This window comes from Actinomadura sp. 7K507 (assembly GCF_004348425.1).
Classification (GTDB): domain Bacteria; phylum Actinomycetota; class Actinomycetes; order Streptosporangiales; family Streptosporangiaceae; genus Spirillospora.
Genome location: NZ_SMKK01000228.1, coordinates 1 through 15,232 on the forward strand (window position 1 = coordinate 1; position 15,232 = coordinate 15,232).

General features: G+C 70.5%; 12 protein-coding genes. 7 read left to right on the forward strand and 5 right to left on the reverse strand.

Going from position 1 to position 15,232, the window contains the following annotated elements; translation table 11 throughout:
- Positions 1-70 precede the first annotated feature (70 nt).
- Together E1285_RS35825 and E1285_RS35830 are read right to left on the reverse strand one after the other, a co-directional pair.
- Entirely contained in the window at positions 71-1,222 is a 1,152-nt protein-coding gene (locus E1285_RS35825; protein ID WP_132159032.1) for a glycosyltransferase family 1 protein, read from the reverse strand.
- Positions 1,223-1,363: 141 nt separating this feature from the next.
- Positions 1,364-2,068 carry a class I SAM-dependent methyltransferase gene (locus E1285_RS35830; protein WP_132159033.1) on the reverse strand — a complete coding sequence of 235 codons (705 nt, stop codon included), beginning with the start codon at positions 2,066-2,068 and terminating at the stop codon, positions 1,364-1,366.
- Positions 2,069-2,127: 59 nt separating this feature from the next.
- Here E1285_RS35830 and E1285_RS35835 point away from each other — a divergent pair, with 59 nt between their 5' ends.
- Entirely contained in the window at positions 2,128-3,117 is a 990-nt protein-coding gene (locus E1285_RS35835; protein WP_243723280.1) for a lysylphosphatidylglycerol synthase transmembrane domain-containing protein, read from the forward strand.
- Positions 3,114-3,437, forward strand: a complete 324-nt coding sequence (gene trxA / locus E1285_RS35840) for a thioredoxin (protein WP_132159034.1) — start codon at positions 3,114-3,116, stop codon at positions 3,435-3,437. Before E1285_RS35835 ends, trxA begins: the two co-directional genes overlap by 4 nt.
- Here trxA and E1285_RS35845 read toward each other — a convergent pair.
- From E1285_RS35845 to E1285_RS35855, 3 genes are all read right to left on the reverse strand, one after another.
- The gene (locus tag E1285_RS35845) at positions 3,418-4,542 is read right to left on the reverse strand and encodes a glycosyltransferase family 4 protein (RefSeq protein ID WP_132159035.1); all 1,125 of its coding nucleotides are present in this window, start codon (positions 4,540-4,542) and stop codon (positions 3,418-3,420) included. The two genes, trxA and E1285_RS35845, sit on opposite strands and share 20 nt — an antisense overlap.
- A 4-nt stretch (positions 4,543-4,546) precedes the next feature.
- Positions 4,547-5,419 (reverse strand): glycosyltransferase family 2 protein, encoded by an 873-nt coding sequence (locus E1285_RS35850; RefSeq protein WP_207947073.1) that lies wholly within the window; start codon positions 5,417-5,419, stop codon positions 4,547-4,549.
- A gap of 304 nt (positions 5,420-5,723) precedes the next feature.
- Positions 5,724-7,811, reverse strand: coding sequence for a hypothetical protein (locus E1285_RS35855; RefSeq protein ID WP_132159036.1), 2,088 nt, complete (start codon positions 7,809-7,811; stop codon positions 5,724-5,726).
- A gap of 107 nt (positions 7,812-7,918) precedes the next feature.
- On the opposite strand from E1285_RS35855, the gene E1285_RS35860 reads away from it, so the two are divergent.
- From E1285_RS35860 to E1285_RS35880, 5 genes are all read left to right on the forward strand, one after another.
- Positions 7,919-8,782 (forward strand): TIGR03089 family protein, encoded by an 864-nt coding sequence (locus E1285_RS35860; RefSeq protein WP_132159037.1) that lies wholly within the window; start codon positions 7,919-7,921, stop codon positions 8,780-8,782.
- Positions 8,783-8,919: 137 nt separating this feature from the next.
- Complete coding sequence (locus E1285_RS35865; RefSeq protein WP_132159038.1) at positions 8,920-10,341, forward strand: LCP family protein; 1,422 nt, start codon at positions 8,920-8,922, stop codon at positions 10,339-10,341.
- 14 nt (positions 10,342-10,355) lie between these two features.
- Complete coding sequence (locus E1285_RS35870) at positions 10,356-11,534, forward strand: acyltransferase family protein (protein WP_132159039.1); 1,179 nt, start codon at positions 10,356-10,358, stop codon at positions 11,532-11,534.
- 106 nt (positions 11,535-11,640) lie between these two features.
- A complete protein-coding gene (locus tag E1285_RS35875) occupies positions 11,641-12,885 on the forward strand; it encodes an acyltransferase family protein (RefSeq protein WP_132159040.1) in 1,245 nt (414 codons plus the stop codon).
- Between the two features lie 95 nt (positions 12,886-12,980).
- Positions 12,981-15,173: a bifunctional glycosyltransferase family 2 protein/CDP-glycerol:glycerophosphate glycerophosphotransferase gene (locus E1285_RS35880; RefSeq protein ID WP_279510123.1), complete on the forward strand. Its 2,193-nt coding sequence runs from the start codon at positions 12,981-12,983 to the stop codon at positions 15,171-15,173.
- The last annotated feature ends 59 nt before the right edge of the window (positions 15,174-15,232 follow it).

The following is a 15,232-nucleotide window of genomic DNA, read 5'->3' on the forward strand; positions in this document are numbered from 1 at the left end:
GCCCTGCCCTCCGACCAGGAGGATCGCTTCCACTCGGTTCCTTTCTCCACCGCGGGCGTGGTGGCCGAGCCTAGCGGGTGCGTGCGGACTTCTCGTGCTGGTCGACGGCTCGCTGGTAGGAGGTGATGTGCGCCTCGGCGGACGCCGCCCAGGAGAACTGCTGCGAGCGGGCGTGGGCGGCGTCGGCGAGTTCGGTGCGGCGGGACGGGTCGTCGAAGAGGGCGCCGAGGGCCGCGCCGATGCCGGGCGGGTCCGGTTCGGTGTAGGCGACCGCGTCGCCGCCCACCTCGGGGAGGGGGCCGCGGCGGGTGGTGAGGACGGGCGCGCCGCAGGACATCGCCTCAAGGACGGGGAGGCCGAAGCCCTCGCCGCGGCTGGGCAGGGCGACGACGAGCGCGCCGCCGAAGAAGCCGGGGAGGGACGGCCAGGGCAGGTACCCGGGCCGCAGGACGCGCAGGTCCAGCGGGACGGTGGCGAGAGCGGCGTCGACGTCGTCGTCCCAGCCGCCGCCGCCCGCCAGGACGAGCGCCGGGGCGTCCGGGCGGTGCGCGCACGCCTTGACCCAGCCGCGGATCAGGTTCGGGACGTTCTTGCGCGGCTCCAGCGCCCCCAGGTAGGCGACGTAGGGGTGGCCGTGCAGGCCCAGCCGGTCGGAGACGTGCTTGGTCTCCGCCTCGGACGGCCGGTGGAACACCTCGTGGTCGACGCCGTGGTAGGCGACGTCGATGCCGGCGGGGTCGGCGCCGAGGATCCGGACCAGTTCGTCACGGGTCGCGAGGGACGGGGCGATCAGCCGGGTGGCGCGGCGCGCGGCGGTGCGGGTCGCCGACTTGACGTAGGAGGTGCGGAGCGGGTCGTGGAGCTCGGGCTCGGTGAACGGCGTCACGTCGTGGATCGTCACCACGGTCGGCAGGGCCGCGCTCACCGGCATCGTGTAGGTCGGCAGGTGGATGACGTCCGCGGCGACGCGTTCGGCGACGTGCGGCAGGCCCGACTGCTCCCAGGCGAGACGGGTCGCGCGGTGCGACAGCGCCGCCGGGCCGGCGACGACGCGCGCTCCGGGGACGAGCCCCCCGTAGCGTTCCTCGTCCGCCCGCTGGCAGACGACGGCCAGGTCGGCGCCCTGCGCGTGCAGGGCGCACAGCAGCCCGTCGACGTACCGGCCGAGCCCGCCGCGGTCGGCCGGCACGGCGGTCGCGTCGAGCAGAATCCGAGGCGCCACGGTCCACTCCCCCATCCGCGGTGGCGTAGATCACTTTTTACTCTTTCGACCCTACGCCCGTCGGTGCCCCCCGCGCGGCACGTCCATTCATGGCGCGAGAACTACCTTTCACTGTGGGGGACGACCCCCACGCCCCAAGACCTACCGTTTGCGCGCCTGTATCAGCACGATGCTGCCCTGGTCGTTCGGGGCCTTGCGGTCGGCGAGCGCGACGAGCGGCGTCAGGGGCGCGGCCGCGTTGAAGCCGACCTTGCCGCCATAGGTGGAAAGCGACAGGTAGAGGCGTTCGGTGGCGGCCGTGCGGAACTGGTAGCTGTGCCTGACCAGGTCGAGGTCCCGCTCGTCCATCAGCTTGCGGAGGCTGTCGTGGGTGTAGGTGTGCTGTACGTGGTACTTGGCCTTGTGCGCGTCGCGCAGCTTCGGCCAGGCGTCGGCGCGGCTCAGCACGTCGGCGGACATGAAGATCTCACCGCCGGGCTTGAGGACTCGCGCCATCTCGTCCAGGGATCTGCCGCCGTCGTCGAAGTGCTCGATCGCGCAGACGGACAGGACCGCGTCGAACGAGCCGTCGCCGAACGGGAGGCGCAGCGCGTCGCCTTCGATCAGAGCGGGCGCGTGGGCGAGCGTGCGCCCGTACTCCATCTTGCCGCGGGCGAGGTCGATCGAGACGGCGTCGGCGCCGCGCTTGCGCGCCTGGCCCGCCCAGTACCCGTCGCCGCCCGCGACGTCGAGGACGCGGCGGCCGCGCAGGTCCCGGCCCATCCAGCCGAGGAGCGTCCCCGCCTCGCGGTACCGGCACACATGCACCTGGTGGCCCATGAAGGCGACCACATCCGAGATCTTCATCGTTCCCAACTCTAGGCCGATCGGGCGGCTGGAACGTCACGTTCGCCTACGCTGGGCGCGTGAAGACGAAGGCCGTCGCCGTGCGGGCGCTGCGAGTGTTCCTGGTGATGCTCGCGCTGGCGTTCTGCACCTACAGCGTGGCCTCCCAGTGGGACGCGACGGTGGACGCGTTCCAGCAGATGTCCTGGCTGGCGCTGGTCGCCGCGCTGGCCGTGGGCCTGGCCGGGCTCTTCGTCTGGATGCTGGGGTGGCGGGAGTTCCTCGGCGGCCTCGGGTCGCCGCTGCCCGTGCGCGCCATCTTCCGGATCTCCGGGATCTCCCAGCTCGGCAAGTACGTCCCCGGCAAGGTGTGGGCGCTGGTGACGCAGATCGAGATGACGCGGGAGCACAAGGTGCCGCCGGAGCGCAGCTTCGGGTCGACGCTGCTGGCGGTGGCGACGTCCACGGCGTGCGGGCTCGCGGTAGCGGCTGTGACGCTGCCGCTGACGTCGGAGGCGGCGCGGGAGCGGTACTGGTTCCTGTTCCTGCTGGCGCCCGTCCTGCTGGCCCTCCTCCACCCGAGGATCGTGACCTGGTGCCTGGGACTGATGCTCAGGATCATCCGCCGGCCGCCGCTGGAGCGTCCGGTGAGCCTGGGCGTCACGCTGCGGGCCATCGGCTGGACGGTCCTCGGCTGGATCCTGTTCGGCGTGCACACCTGGCTGCTGTGCAACGCCGCGGGCGGCGACGGGAAGGGCCTGCCGTTCCTCGCGACCGGCGCGTACGCGCTGGCGTTCGTCGCCGGCTTCCTCGTCTTCATCGCTCCCGGCGGCATCGGGGCGCGGGAGGCGGCGCTGATGGTGGTGCTGACGCCGGCGCTGCCGGCGGGCGCGCCGGTCGTGGTCGCGATCGCGTCCCGGGTGCTGCTGACCCTCGCCGATCTGATCAACGCCGGAATCGCGCTCCTGCTCGGGCGCACCCAGCTCAGGCTCGCCGGGACGGACGGGGGGAATGAACCGCCGTCCAAGGAACTTGTGAGGGGTACGCAGCCAACGAAGGAGGGACCATGACGGCCCCGATCACCGTGACCGACGCGACGTTCGCGGACGAGGTCCTCGGCAGCGACACCCCGGTGCTTGTCGACTTCTGGGCCGACTGGTGCGGGCCCTGCCGCATGGTCGCCCCGATCCTCGACCAGATCGCCGAGGAGCAGGACGGCAAGATCAAGATCGCGAAGCTGGACTACGACGCGAACCCCGAGACGCCGAACAAGTACGGCGTGATGGGCCTGCCGACGCTCCTGCTCTACAAGGACGGCCAGGTCGTCGAGCAGATCGTCGGCGCCAAGCCCAAGCGCGCCCTGCTGAAGGTCATCGAACCCCACCTCTGAGCGCGCCGCCCGTGGCCGCATCCTCCGTGAGCGCTTCGAGGTAGGCGGCCCAGACCGGGGCGTGGTCGACCGGGCGGACGCCGGAGCGGAGACGTTCCGGCTCCCCCGGCGCGTAGAAGCGGTCGAGGGCCCCGGCCAGCGACGCCGCGTCGTCCGGGGCGCAGATCAGGCCGTCGACGCCGTCGCGGATCTGGCCGGCGAACCCGCCGACGTCGGTGGCGATGACCGGCAGGCCGTGCTCGTGGGCCATCCACACGTTCTGCGACGCGGTGGCCGTCCGGTACGGCAGGACGAGCGCGTCGGCGGCGGCGAACAGCCGCGGGACGTCCGCGGCCGGGACGTAGCCCGGACGCAGTTCCACGCGCGAGGTGAGGTCCAGCGAGCGGATCAGCTCGCGCGTCTCGTCCAGCCCGCCCCAGAACTCGCCCGCGACGGTCAGCCCCACGTCGTCCGGGCCTTTCGCGAGGGCGTGCAGCAGGACGTCCAGCCCCTTGTACGGGCGGACGATCCCGAAGAACAGCAGCCGGCGCCTGACCTTCACGTCGTCCCGTGACGGGGCGGCGGCGACCGGCAGGTGGGCGGGCATCTCCGCGACGCGCACGGGACGCCCGGTGAGGCCCCGCGCCAGCTCGGCCTGCGCCTCGGAGTGGACGAGAACGCCGTCGACCTTGCGCAGCAGGCGTTTCATCAGCGGTTCGTCGTAGGGCTTGCGCTCGTGGGGCAGGACGTTGTGGCACAGCGCCACGACCGGGGCGCCGCGCCGCAGGCCCGCGAGAATCCCCAGGTAGGACGGCACCTGGACCGGGCTCAGCACCGCCAGGACGACCAGGTCGCGGGTGCGCAGGGCGCGGCCGGTGCGCCACCAGCCGTCCGGGCGGCGCCAGTCGAGCCGGCGCCGGGTGCCGGGGAACGGCTCGCCCTCCGGGTCGGTGATCGTCTGCTGCCCCGGGTACAGGAACCCCGGGTACTGGGCCCGCCACGACTCGATGACCACGTCGTGGCCCGCGGTGGCGAGCCGGTGCGCCAGCTCGGTGGTGTGGTGCGCGCCGCCGCCCTTGTAGGGGAACGCGGGGCCGACGATCGCGACACTCGGTTTGCCCGGCATGCCGCTAGACGTCGCCGCGTGATCGGACGATCAGGTCGGCGAGCAGCGCAAGCGAAGCGATGATCAACCCCGTCACGAAGATCATGATGGTGTTGTTGGCGAAGTAGCCGAAGTGCACGATCATGTCGAACACGCCCTTGCCCAGGCCGATCAGGATCAGCCACAGCGCGGGCGGCATCAGCACCTTGAGCGGGTTGAAGTACATCACCATCCGCAGCACCTGGAGGATGTAGCGGTACGCGTCCTTGGTGAAGTGGAACTTCGACTTCCCGGCCCGCTTGGCGTAGTCGATCGGCGTGTAGTGGACCGGGTGCTGGTTCGACAGGAACGCGATCGTGATCGTCGTGACGCAGGAGAACCCGGGCGGCAGCAGCCGCAGGTACGGCAGCGACACCTCGCGGCGGAACGCGCGCAGGCCCGAGTTCAGGTCGGGGATCCTGGAGTTGGTGAGCCGCTCGGCGATCTTGCGGATGAACCACTTGGCGGGGACCCGCAGCGCCTTGTGCGACCCCTCCTCGCTCGTGCGCGCCCCGACGACCTGGTCGATGGACGGGTCGGTGTCCAGCAGGTCCACGAACTCGGGGATCCGCTCGTTGGGGTAGGACATGTCGGCGTCGGTCCACACGACGATCTCGCCGCGGGCCTGCTGGGAGCCGATGCGCCGGACCGTGCCCGAGCCGCTGTTGTGCTGGAACGCGATGACCCGCATCTGCGGGAAGCGGGGCGCCGCCTCCCGCAGCCGGGCGAGCGTCGCGTCGGTCGAGCAGTCGTCGACGGCCAGCAGCTCGTAGGTCTTGCCGCTGCCGTCCATCGCCTTGGTGATGCGCTCGATCTCGTCGATCACGTGGTCCTGCTCGTTGTAGCAGGGCAGGACGATCGTGACGTGGACGTGCTGGGACGCCGGTTCCGCCTGTTCCGGGACGGGCGCGGGCTCGGGCGGCGGCGCCGGCTTCGCCGCGGGCGCAGGCGTGGTCCCCTGCGCGGCGGCGGGCGGTGACGCGGACTCCGGCGCGGGCGGGGCGTCGGCGGCGGGCTGGGCCGTCGTCTCCGCGGATCGGATCTCTGCGGATCGGGTCTCGGCGGACGTCTCGGCAGACTGGGTGCTCACGCAGCGCGAGGATACTCGCCCGGACGCACCCGAGCCGCCTCAAGCCGCCGAACCGTCCGAGACGGGAGCCGACTCAAGATCCGGGGGGTTCGGTGATCCAGACTTCCAGGGACAGGCCCCACCTGCCGCCGGGCGGCCCGGTGAGGGTGCGCCCGTCCTGGTGCGTGTCCAGCCGCAGGACCCGCGACGGCGGCCCGTACGGCGCGACCTGCTCCGCCTTCGCCGCCATGAGGACCGGGCGGTGCCCGGCTTGGCGCACCTCGCCGGCGATGCGCCGCACGTCGTCGGGCGTGGCGGCGTCGGCGGTGCGCGCGGTCGGCAGCCCGCACATGCCGCGCACGACCTGGGAGAACCGCTCGCCGGTCGAGCGTTCGATGACGACGACCGCACTGTCCGGTTCCAGCGCGTCGCACATGCCGTCGACGGCGGCCACCTCGTGCTGCTCGGTCCTGGTCACCAGGTGGCCGGCGGAGGTCACCACGATCGGCACGAGCATCAGCAGGACGCCCGTGACCGCGCCCGCGCGCATCACCCGCGGCGAGTAGCCGAGCCGGCGGACGCGCCGCACCGTCCAGGCCGCGGCGAACACGGTGAACAGCAGCAGCCCGGGGATGACCAGGCCGATCAGCCGCCGGGACGCCCACGGATGGTCGGGGGTGATCCCGGGCCGGAGCAGCACCTGCGTCGTCGTGAAGACGATCATGGCGTAGGGCAGCGCCCACTCGGTGGACTGTCCGCGCAGCAGCCGCCGCACCAGCAGCGCCGCGCCGAGCGTGGCGAAAAGCAGCGCGGGGACGCCGATGTACCAGGAGACCCAGTAGAGGGACAGTTCCGAGTACTGGCGGGTGCCGTCCACCGGCAGGTCCTGGATCCGCTGGATCAGCTCGATGAATTCGACGTTCAGCTCGTCGTCCCGCGTGGCCGGTGGGCGGCGGACGGTCTGCACCAGCGGCCGGAGCGCGAAGCCCAGCATCACCAGCACGGTCAGGACGGCGGCCGCGCCCGGCAGCCTGCCTCGCGCGACCGCCTCCCCGGCCCGGCGCAGCCGCGACCCCGTCCATTCCCAGCGCAGCAGGACCACCATGACCGTCGTCGCCACGATGGCGGCAGCCGTGATCGCGAGCAGCGGCGCGAGGGACGAGTACAGGTAGGCCAGATACGGCAGCGACAGCGTGAAGCCCTCGGCCAGCCCGGCGCCGGCGCCGAGCAGCAGGCCGCCCGCCGTCCAGTAGCCGATCCACCGCTTGTGCGCGACGTAGAACCCTGCGAAGACGAGGACGGGGAGTATGTCCCGCAGGCCGTCGATCCGGACGAGCACGATCAGGCCGAGCGCCAGGCCGCCGAGGAACGCCTTCAGGTCGGCGGCCCGCCCCTGCTCGCGCCGGGAGTCGTGCAGCAGCGACAGGCCGCCGAGCAGCAGGATGATCGCGGGCAGTTCGCTGAAGGTGCTGCGGGACACGTAGAGCATCGGCAGGGTCAGCGCCAGGAGCAGCGCGCCGGCCGGCGCCCAGCGGGGCCCGACGAGCCGGGCGACCAGGCCGGCGAACGCCAGCACGCCGCAGGCGCCGAGCAGCGGCGCCATCAGCAGGATGCCGTGGGTGCCGCCGATCCAGCCGCCGAGCGTCAGCACGAGCGGGAGCCCCGCCATGAACTGCGGGACGATCGTGTCGTCGTGCTGGTAGAAGGCGGGGCTCTCGTGGAACAGGGCGCCGTCGAGGCCGCCGAACGCCTGCTCGTCCATGGGGATGGGCAGCGACCCGTGTTCGGCCAGCCACGTCGCGAACTGCGCGTAGGAGGCCGGGTCCCGGCGGACGATGATCTGCTCCGAGCACATGATGACCTGGAGCACCAGGAACGCCAGCGTGATCGCGAGGACGGCGGCGGCCGGCCACCGGGGCGCCGGGTCCGGGCCGCGTCCGGCGGTGTCCCCGCCGGGATGCCGGGTGGCGCCGGCGGCGTCGGCGTCGGCGTCGGCGGCGGGGCGGGGCCGGGATCGCAGGCCCAGCCACAGCACCAGGGCAGCGACGGGCGCGAACAGCGCGAGTGCGGGGGCCGGGAGCAGCACGTCCGCCATCAGCAGCGGCATCGAGACGGCCAGCCACGCCACGATGAGCAGCGCCGGGACGAGGGAGGCGCGCACGAGCAGCCGATCCGCGTTCATGATTCCGCCCCGTGCCCGTCCGTCGACTCCTCGTTCACCCGTGCGGAGCGTAGCGGTACCGGCAGGGTGGTGACTCCCGGACGATCATGCGGGCATACGCTCGGCCCATGAGCGCACACGCCGGGAACGCGGCCGCACCCGCGGAACTGCTGCGGCGGCGGGTGGCGGACGACCCGTCCAACCCGCTGGTGACCTTCTTCGACGACGCGAACGGCGAACGCGTCGAGCTGTCGGCGCGGACGTTCGACAACTGGGTGGCCAAGACGGCGAACTTCCTGGTGGACGGTCTCGCCGCCGAACCGGGCACCCGGGCCGTGCTCGTCCTGCCGCCGCACTGGCAGACCCAGGTGTGGCTGATGGCCTGCTGGTCCGCCGGGCTGGTGGTGGAGCCGCTCGACCCGGACACCGTCCGCGGGCGCCGCTCGGCCGGCTCGGCCGAACCGATCGGGGCGGGCGAGCCGTACATCCTGGCGGTGGCGCAGGAGGTGCTGGACGACGTGCTCGCGGACGACGTGTTGACGGGCGGGGCCGAGGAGATCGTCGGGCTGTCGCTGCACGCGCTGGGCGGGCCGCTCGCCGAGTGCCCGCCGGGCGTGACCGACTACGCCGTGGAGGTCCGCGCCTACGGCGACCGGTTCGCCCCGGGGCCGGAGGTGACGCCCGAGACGGCCGCGATGAGTGTGACAAAGGCCACACTGACGGCCGCGGAGCTGGTCGCCGCCGGCCGCGCGGCGGCCGAGAAATGGGAGCTGGACGCACGTGACAGGCTTCTGGTTGACATGTCGTTCGCCACACTCGACGGGGTACTGACCGGCTTGCTCGCACCACTAATCTCGGGTGCTTCCGTCATAATCCAACGAAACTTCGACAAAACCGCACTAGATCGTCGGGTAGCCGTGGAGCATGTGACGGTGGTGGCCGGTCTGCCCGGAGGGAATGACGAATCCGGGCACCCGCGCCGGCTCACCTGACTACGCTCTCCTTGCCCAAGTCCAGCGCCCGAGCCCAGCGCCCACGTCCAGCCACCCGAACCCTGAAAGCGGGCCCGCCTCTGCTGGGGGACGCCCCCCAGACCCCCAGAACTGCCTAGACCCGGACCTCGGAGCCGATGAACAGCAACCCGATGTACATGGAGTACGTCGACGACGCCGACCCGCAGCCGGCGCCTCGACGCGGCTGGCGCATCCTCGGATGGGTGTGCATCGGACTGTCGGCGATCATGGTGCTCGGCTCCCTCACGACCTACGGGCTGTACCGCCAGGCGTTCGGGAACATCTCGCACGAGGACGTCAACGCCCAGCTCGGCCCCGACCGGCCGAAGAAGCTGAACGGGGCGATGAACATCCTGCTGCTCGGGTCCGACACTCGCGCGGGGGGCAACTCCAAGTACGGCCGGCAGATGAAGAACGAGCCGCCCCGCTCGGACACGATGATCCTGCTGCATCTCTCCCCCGGCGGCGGCCAGGCGATGGGCATCAGCTTCCCGCGCGACCTCATGGTCCGGATGCCGTCCTGCAAGGACAGGAACGGCAGGACGATCCCGGCGCAGCCTCGCGCGCAGATCAACTCGGCGTTCACCAACGGCGGCGCCGCCTGCGTCATGAAGACGATCGAGAGCCTGTCGAACATCCGCGTCGACCACTTCATGCAGGTCGACTTCAACGGGTTCAAGTCCATCACGAGCGCCGTCGGCGGCGTCCCGGTGTGCCTGCCCAAGGCCGTCAACGACCCCAAGTCCCATCTCCGGCTGAGCGCGGGCAAGCACAACATCGAGGGCGAGCAGGCGCTGGCCTACGTGCGCGTGCGGCACGGCCTCGGCGACGGCTCCGACCTCGACCGCATCAAGCGCCAGCAGAAGTTCATGGGAGCCCTCGCCAACAAGTCGCTCAGCGCGGGCACGCTCAGCAACCCCAAGAAGCTCCTCGACCTGATGAACGCGGTGACCAAGTCGCTCACCACCGACGAGGATCTGACGCCGCAGGTCATGATGGACATCGCCCGGGAGATGCAGGGCATGACGTCCGGCAAGCTGCGCTTCGTCACCGTCCCGTCGGGTCCCGACCCGCAGGACCCGAACCGCGTCGCGCTCAGCGAGTCGGCGCAGCCCTTCTTCGCCGCCGTCCGCAACGACAAGACCGTGCCGAAGGAGCCCAAGCCGGGCGCGGCACCCAAGGTCCAGCCCAGCCAGGTGCGGGTGCGGGTCTTCAACGGCAGCGGCATCGACGGCCAGGCGAGCCGCGTCGCCCAGGACCTGGAGTCGCAGGGCTTCCAGGTTTCGGTCGGCGGCAACGCGCCCTCCAACACCTCGACCACCAAGGTCCTGTACGGTTCCGGTGCGGACCAGGGGGCGCAGACGCTGGCCGGGCTGATTCCGAGCAAGCCGAAGCCCGCACCGCGCAGCGGCGGCACTCCCGGCGTCGTGGACCTCGTGGTCGGCGGCGACTGGACGAACCTGAAGAGCGCCGGCGGCGGCATCCCCGAACAGCAGGGCGAGATCCGCGCCAACGATGACATCTGCAAGGAGACCTAAGTCCGGGGCAGCGTATGACCTACACCACGAGGCCTTCCGGGCCCGACACGGCGCCGCGCGCCGGCCAGCCGTTCTCCGCGGACCCGACGGCGGCCGCCCCGGAGGCGCCCGCGGTGGGCGCGGCCGGCACCCCGGAGGCACCCGGCGTCCCGGACGCGAGGACCGCGCAGGCGCCGCCGCCGCGCAAGCAGCGCGACCCGTTCTTCGACAACGCCAAGTACTTCGCGATCCTCCTGGTGGTGGTGGGCCACTCCCTGGCCTATCTGCAGGACGTCCCGCTCGCCCAGGGGCTGTACCTGTTCATCTACATGTTCCACATGCCGCTGTTCGTCCTGATCACCGGCTACTTCTCGCGGAACTGGACGTTCTCCGCCGGCAAGGCGCGCAGGCTCATCACCACCGTCGGCGTGCCGTACGTGGTGTTCGAGACCGCGTACTCGCTGTACCACTGGCTGGGGGGCGGCAACAAGCTGGAGATCAGCCTGCTGAGCCCGTACTACCTGACGTGGTTCCTGTGCGCGCTCTTCCTCTGGCGGCTGTCCACTCCGGTCTGGCAGCAGATCCGCTGGCCGCTCTCCGTCGCGGTCGGGATCGCGCTGCTGGCGTACATGAGCGACCTGGGTGACACGTTCGACATCCACCGGGTGCTCGGGCTGCTGCCGTTCTACGTCCTCGGCCTCACGCTCAGGCCGGAGCACTTCGAGCTGCTGAAGAAGCCCGTCCTGCGCCCGATCGGGGCGGTGGTGCTCGTCGCCGGGGTGGGCGCCGCCTTCTTCGTCATGGACCGGATGTCGCGAGGCTGGATCTACTGGAAGCACCCGCACGAGGCGTTCGACGTCGGCAACTTCTACGGTTCGCTCATGCGGCTGGCCATGTTCGCCTGCGCGGCCGTGCTCGTCGCCGCGTTCCTGACCCAGATCCCGCGCAAGCGCTACTGGTTCACGGGGCTGGGCGCGGCCACGCTGTACGCTTACCTGCTGCACGGCTTCCTCACCCGGACGATGAACTTCACCGACGGGTGGAGCGCGGACTGGATGCACACCGTGCCCGGCATCGCCGTCGTGATCACCGTCGCGATCGTGGTCGGGACGCTCCTGTGCACCAAGTGGGTCGTGCGGACGATGAGCTGGGCGCTGGAACCCAAGATGACATGGGTGTTCACGCCCCTGCGGCGGCCGTCCCGGAAGGGCTAGCAGGCCAAACTCGCACATCTGGCCCCATCTCCCCCCATCAGGGGCTAGAGTCGCCCATGCCTCTCAGGTGAACGTTTGTCACGTACTAAGTGAAGTCTTCGGAGACATGACCGACACTTACCCCCCGCCGCGCCACTCCGCGTCCGGGGCCCTGCCGGGCTCGGGCGCGCGGACCGCCACCGCCCCCGACGTCACCATGCCGGACGTCAACGGCGGCATCGTGCCGGTCAGCCCCGTGGCGGAGAGCACCGTGGACAGCGCCGCGGTGGGCGGCGCCGTGGAGGACAGCGCGACACGGGAAGGCCGGAGCGGCGGCGGACGGCCCGCGGCACCGCGCCAGCGTGACGCCTTCTTCGACAACGCCAAGTTCTTCACGGCCGCACTGGTCGTCGTGGGGCACGTCTGGGCCGAGTTCGGGGACAGCATCGCCGCCCGTGCCGCCTACAACGTCCTCTACAGCTTCCACATGCCGGTCTTCGTCTTCATCGCCGGCTACTTCTCCCGCGGGTTCATGCGCTCGACGGACAAGTTCCGCAGCGTTTTCCCCACTCTCGTCGTCCCCTACGTGATCTTCATCCTGCTTTATCGGGCGCAGCTCATCCTTATCAATGACGTTGATTTCAAGGTAAGTGAGCTTTTCCGGCCACATTTCCTGATGTGGTTTCTGATCGCCATGGTCTTCTGGCGGCTGAGCGCCCCGCTGTGGGGCCACCTCCGCTACCCGGTGCTGACCTCGGTGGCGCTGAGCCTCGCCGCCGGATGCTGGGCGTTCACCGCCGACTCGACCCTCAGCCGCGCGGCCGGGCTGCTGCCGCTCTTCGTGCTGGGCCTGACGATCGAGCCGAAGCACGTCCAGTGGCTCCGCCGCTCCTGGGCCCGGTGGGCCGGGCTCGCCGTGCTGGTCGTGGCCCTGCCCGTCTCCTACGTCTGGGAGAGGGGCATCGTGATCCCGGACATCCACCGCGGTTTCATCCTGTGGAACCAGGGTTATGACGACATGGGGTACGGAGCCCTGGAGGGGTCGGGCTACCGCCTGCTCGCGCTCGCGTTCGCCGTGTTCCTCGGGGCAGCGTTCCTCGCGGTGATCCCGCGGGAGACGAGCTGGTACACGCGGATGGGGACGCGTTCCATGTACGTGTACCTGCTCCACGGGCTCATCGTGAAATCGTTCGACTACACCGGCGTGCTGGCCGAGCCGATCCTGCACACACCGCTCGGCATGGTCTCCGTCACCCTGGCGGCGGTGGCGCTCGGCGTGGTCCTCGCGACCGCGCCCGTCCAGCGCCTTACGCACCGGGCGGTCGAGCCGAAGGCCAAGTGGCTGCTCAAGCCCACGCATGGCAGGACATAAGATTTACCTACCACTTGCGGGTATAGTCCAGATTCACCGAGTAGCTGATTGGCCCACGTGTGAGCAGTGAAAACGGCATCTCCTTGAGCGTCATCGTGCCCGTGCACAAAGTGCAGGGGTACATCCGGCAGTGCCTGGATTCCATCCTCGACCCCGACCTCCCCAACCTTGAGGTCATCGCGGTCGACGACCGTTCGCCGGACGGCTGCGGGGAGATCCTCGACGAGTTCGCCGAGCGCGACTCGCGCGTGCGGGTCCGCCACCTTGAGGAGAACGTCGGGCTCGGCCACGCCCGCAACATCGGTCTCGACATGGCGACCGGCGACTACGTCTGGTTCTTCGACAGCGACGACTACGCGACCGAGGGCGCCGTCCGGGCCATCGTCGAGCGGCTGGAGGAGACCCGTCCCGACGTGCTGGTCTTCGACTACGCGCGCGCCTACTGGAACGGCCGGGTCAAGCGCAGCATCATCAACCACCTGTTCCGCGAGCCGCCGCCCCCGGACGTGTTCACCCTCGAGGAGCGCCCGAGCGTCCTCGAGATGATGATGACGGCGTGGAACAAGGCGATCCGCCGGGAGTTCCTGCTCGACCTCGAACTGCGGTTCAGCGGCGGCTTCTACGAGGACCTCAACGTCACCTACCCGATCCTCATGGCCGCCGAGCGGCTGAGCCTGCTGGACCGGGTCTGCTATATCTACCGGCAGCGCCGCCGCGGGGCGATCACCAGGACGACCGGCGCCAAGCACTTCGACGCGTTCGCGCAGTACGACCGCGTCTTCGAGTTCATGGACGGGATGGGCCCCAAGGCCGACCCGTTCCGGCCGCTGATGTTCGACCGGACGATCTGGCACCTGCTCGTGATCATCGAGCGCGGCGACCGCGTCCACGAGGCGGACAACGAGCGGTTCTTCGCCGAGATGTCGAAGACGTACAACCGGTACGAGCCCGCCGGGCACGTCCCGCCGGAACCGGAGGACAAGCCGTTCCTGGCCGACAAGCACCGGATGGTCAAGGCGAACGACTACCGGGGCTACCAGCGGGTGCACGCCCAGGACACCAAGCACAAGGCGCGCCGGAGAGGCCGCAAGATCACCCGCGCCGGGCGGCGCGGCGTGCGCATGTCGAAGGACCTCGCCAAGGAGCGCCCCTACTACCGGATGCAGCGGCAGCGGCCGATCGACGAGAACCTCGCCGTGTTCGCGGCCTACTGGTGCCGCGGCTACGCCTGCAACCCGGCCGCGATCTACGAGAAGGTCCGTGAGCTGGCCCCGCACATCCGCCCGGTCTGGGTGGTGAAGCGCGGCGGGCGCAAGACCATGCCGGAGGGCGTGGAATACGTCGTCTTCGGGTCCGCCGAGTACTACCGGACGATCGCCCGCGCGAAGTACTTCGTCAACAACGTCAACTTCCCCGACGAGTACGTGAAGCGGCCGGGGCAGGTGCACATGATGACCCAGCACGGCACCCCGCTGAAGAAGATGGGGCTCGACCAGATGGACTACCCGGTCGGCGCCAACGACATGGACTTCAAGGCCCTCATCACCCGGTCGGACCGCTGGGACTACCTCGTCTCGTCCAACCCGCTGTCGACCGAGGCGTGGGAGCGCGGGTTCCCGTGCAAGTACGAGATGCTGGAGATCGGCTACCCCCGCAACGACCGCCTGGTGACCGCCGGCAAGGACGAGGACGAGCGGGAACGGCTCCGCGCCGAGCTCGGCGTCCCGGCCGGGTCGACCGCGATCCTGTACGCGCCGACGCACCGCGACTACCAGCGCCGCTACACCCCGATGTTCGACATCGGCCGGGTCATGGAGCAGCTCGGCGAGAACCACGTGCTGCTGCTGCGGGCGCACTACTACTACAAGATCGCGAACATGGCGGCGGACATGGGCTGGCCGGAGGGCCGGGTCATCGACGTGTCCAAGCACCCGTCGGTCGAGGACCTCGCCATCGCCTCGGACGCGCTCCTCACCGACTACTCGTCGATCATGTTCGACTACGCCAACCTCGACAAGCCGATCGTGATCTACGCCAACGACTGGGAGACCTACAAGCTCACCCGCGGCGTCAACTTCGACCTGATGGCCACCCCGCCCGGCGTCGTCGCCGCGAACGAGGCCGAACTGGTCGAGGCGTTCGTCTCGCGGTCCGCGTGGAGCGACGCCGCCGCCAAGGACCTCGCGAACTTCAAGGCCCGCTTCTGCCCGTGGGACGACGGGCACGCGGCCGAGCGCGCCGTCCGCCGGATGTTCCTCGGCGAAAAGGTCGCGAACCCGCCTCAGTAGGCCACGGAGCGCGCCGCCGCACAGTACGATCCGGCAAACGCTCCGGTGCTCCCCCGCCG

Bases quoted from the DNA above. Each gene is read 5' to 3' on its own strand.
- trxA (WP_132159034.1), top strand. From the start codon at position 3,114: ATGACGGCCCCGATCACCGTGACCGACGCGACGTTCGCGGACGAGGTC.
- E1285_RS35845 (WP_132159035.1), bottom strand. From the start codon at position 4,542: ATGCCGGGCAAACCGAGTGTCGCGATCGTCGGCCCCGCGTTCCCCTAC.
- E1285_RS35870 (WP_132159039.1), top strand. From the start codon at position 10,356: ATGACCTACACCACGAGGCCTTCCGGGCCCGACACGGCGCCGCGCGCC.
- E1285_RS35855 (WP_132159036.1), bottom strand. From the start codon at position 7,811: ATGAACGCGGATCGGCTGCTCGTGCGCGCCTCCCTCGTCCCGGCGCTG.
- E1285_RS35875 (WP_132159040.1), top strand. From the start codon at position 11,641: ATGACCGACACTTACCCCCCGCCGCGCCACTCCGCGTCCGGGGCCCTG.
- E1285_RS35865 (WP_132159038.1), top strand. From the start codon at position 8,920: ATGAACAGCAACCCGATGTACATGGAGTACGTCGACGACGCCGACCCG.
- E1285_RS35830 (WP_132159033.1), bottom strand. From the start codon at position 2,068: ATGAAGATCTCGGATGTGGTCGCCTTCATGGGCCACCAGGTGCATGTG.
- E1285_RS35860 (WP_132159037.1), top strand. From the start codon at position 7,919: ATGAGCGCACACGCCGGGAACGCGGCCGCACCCGCGGAACTGCTGCGG.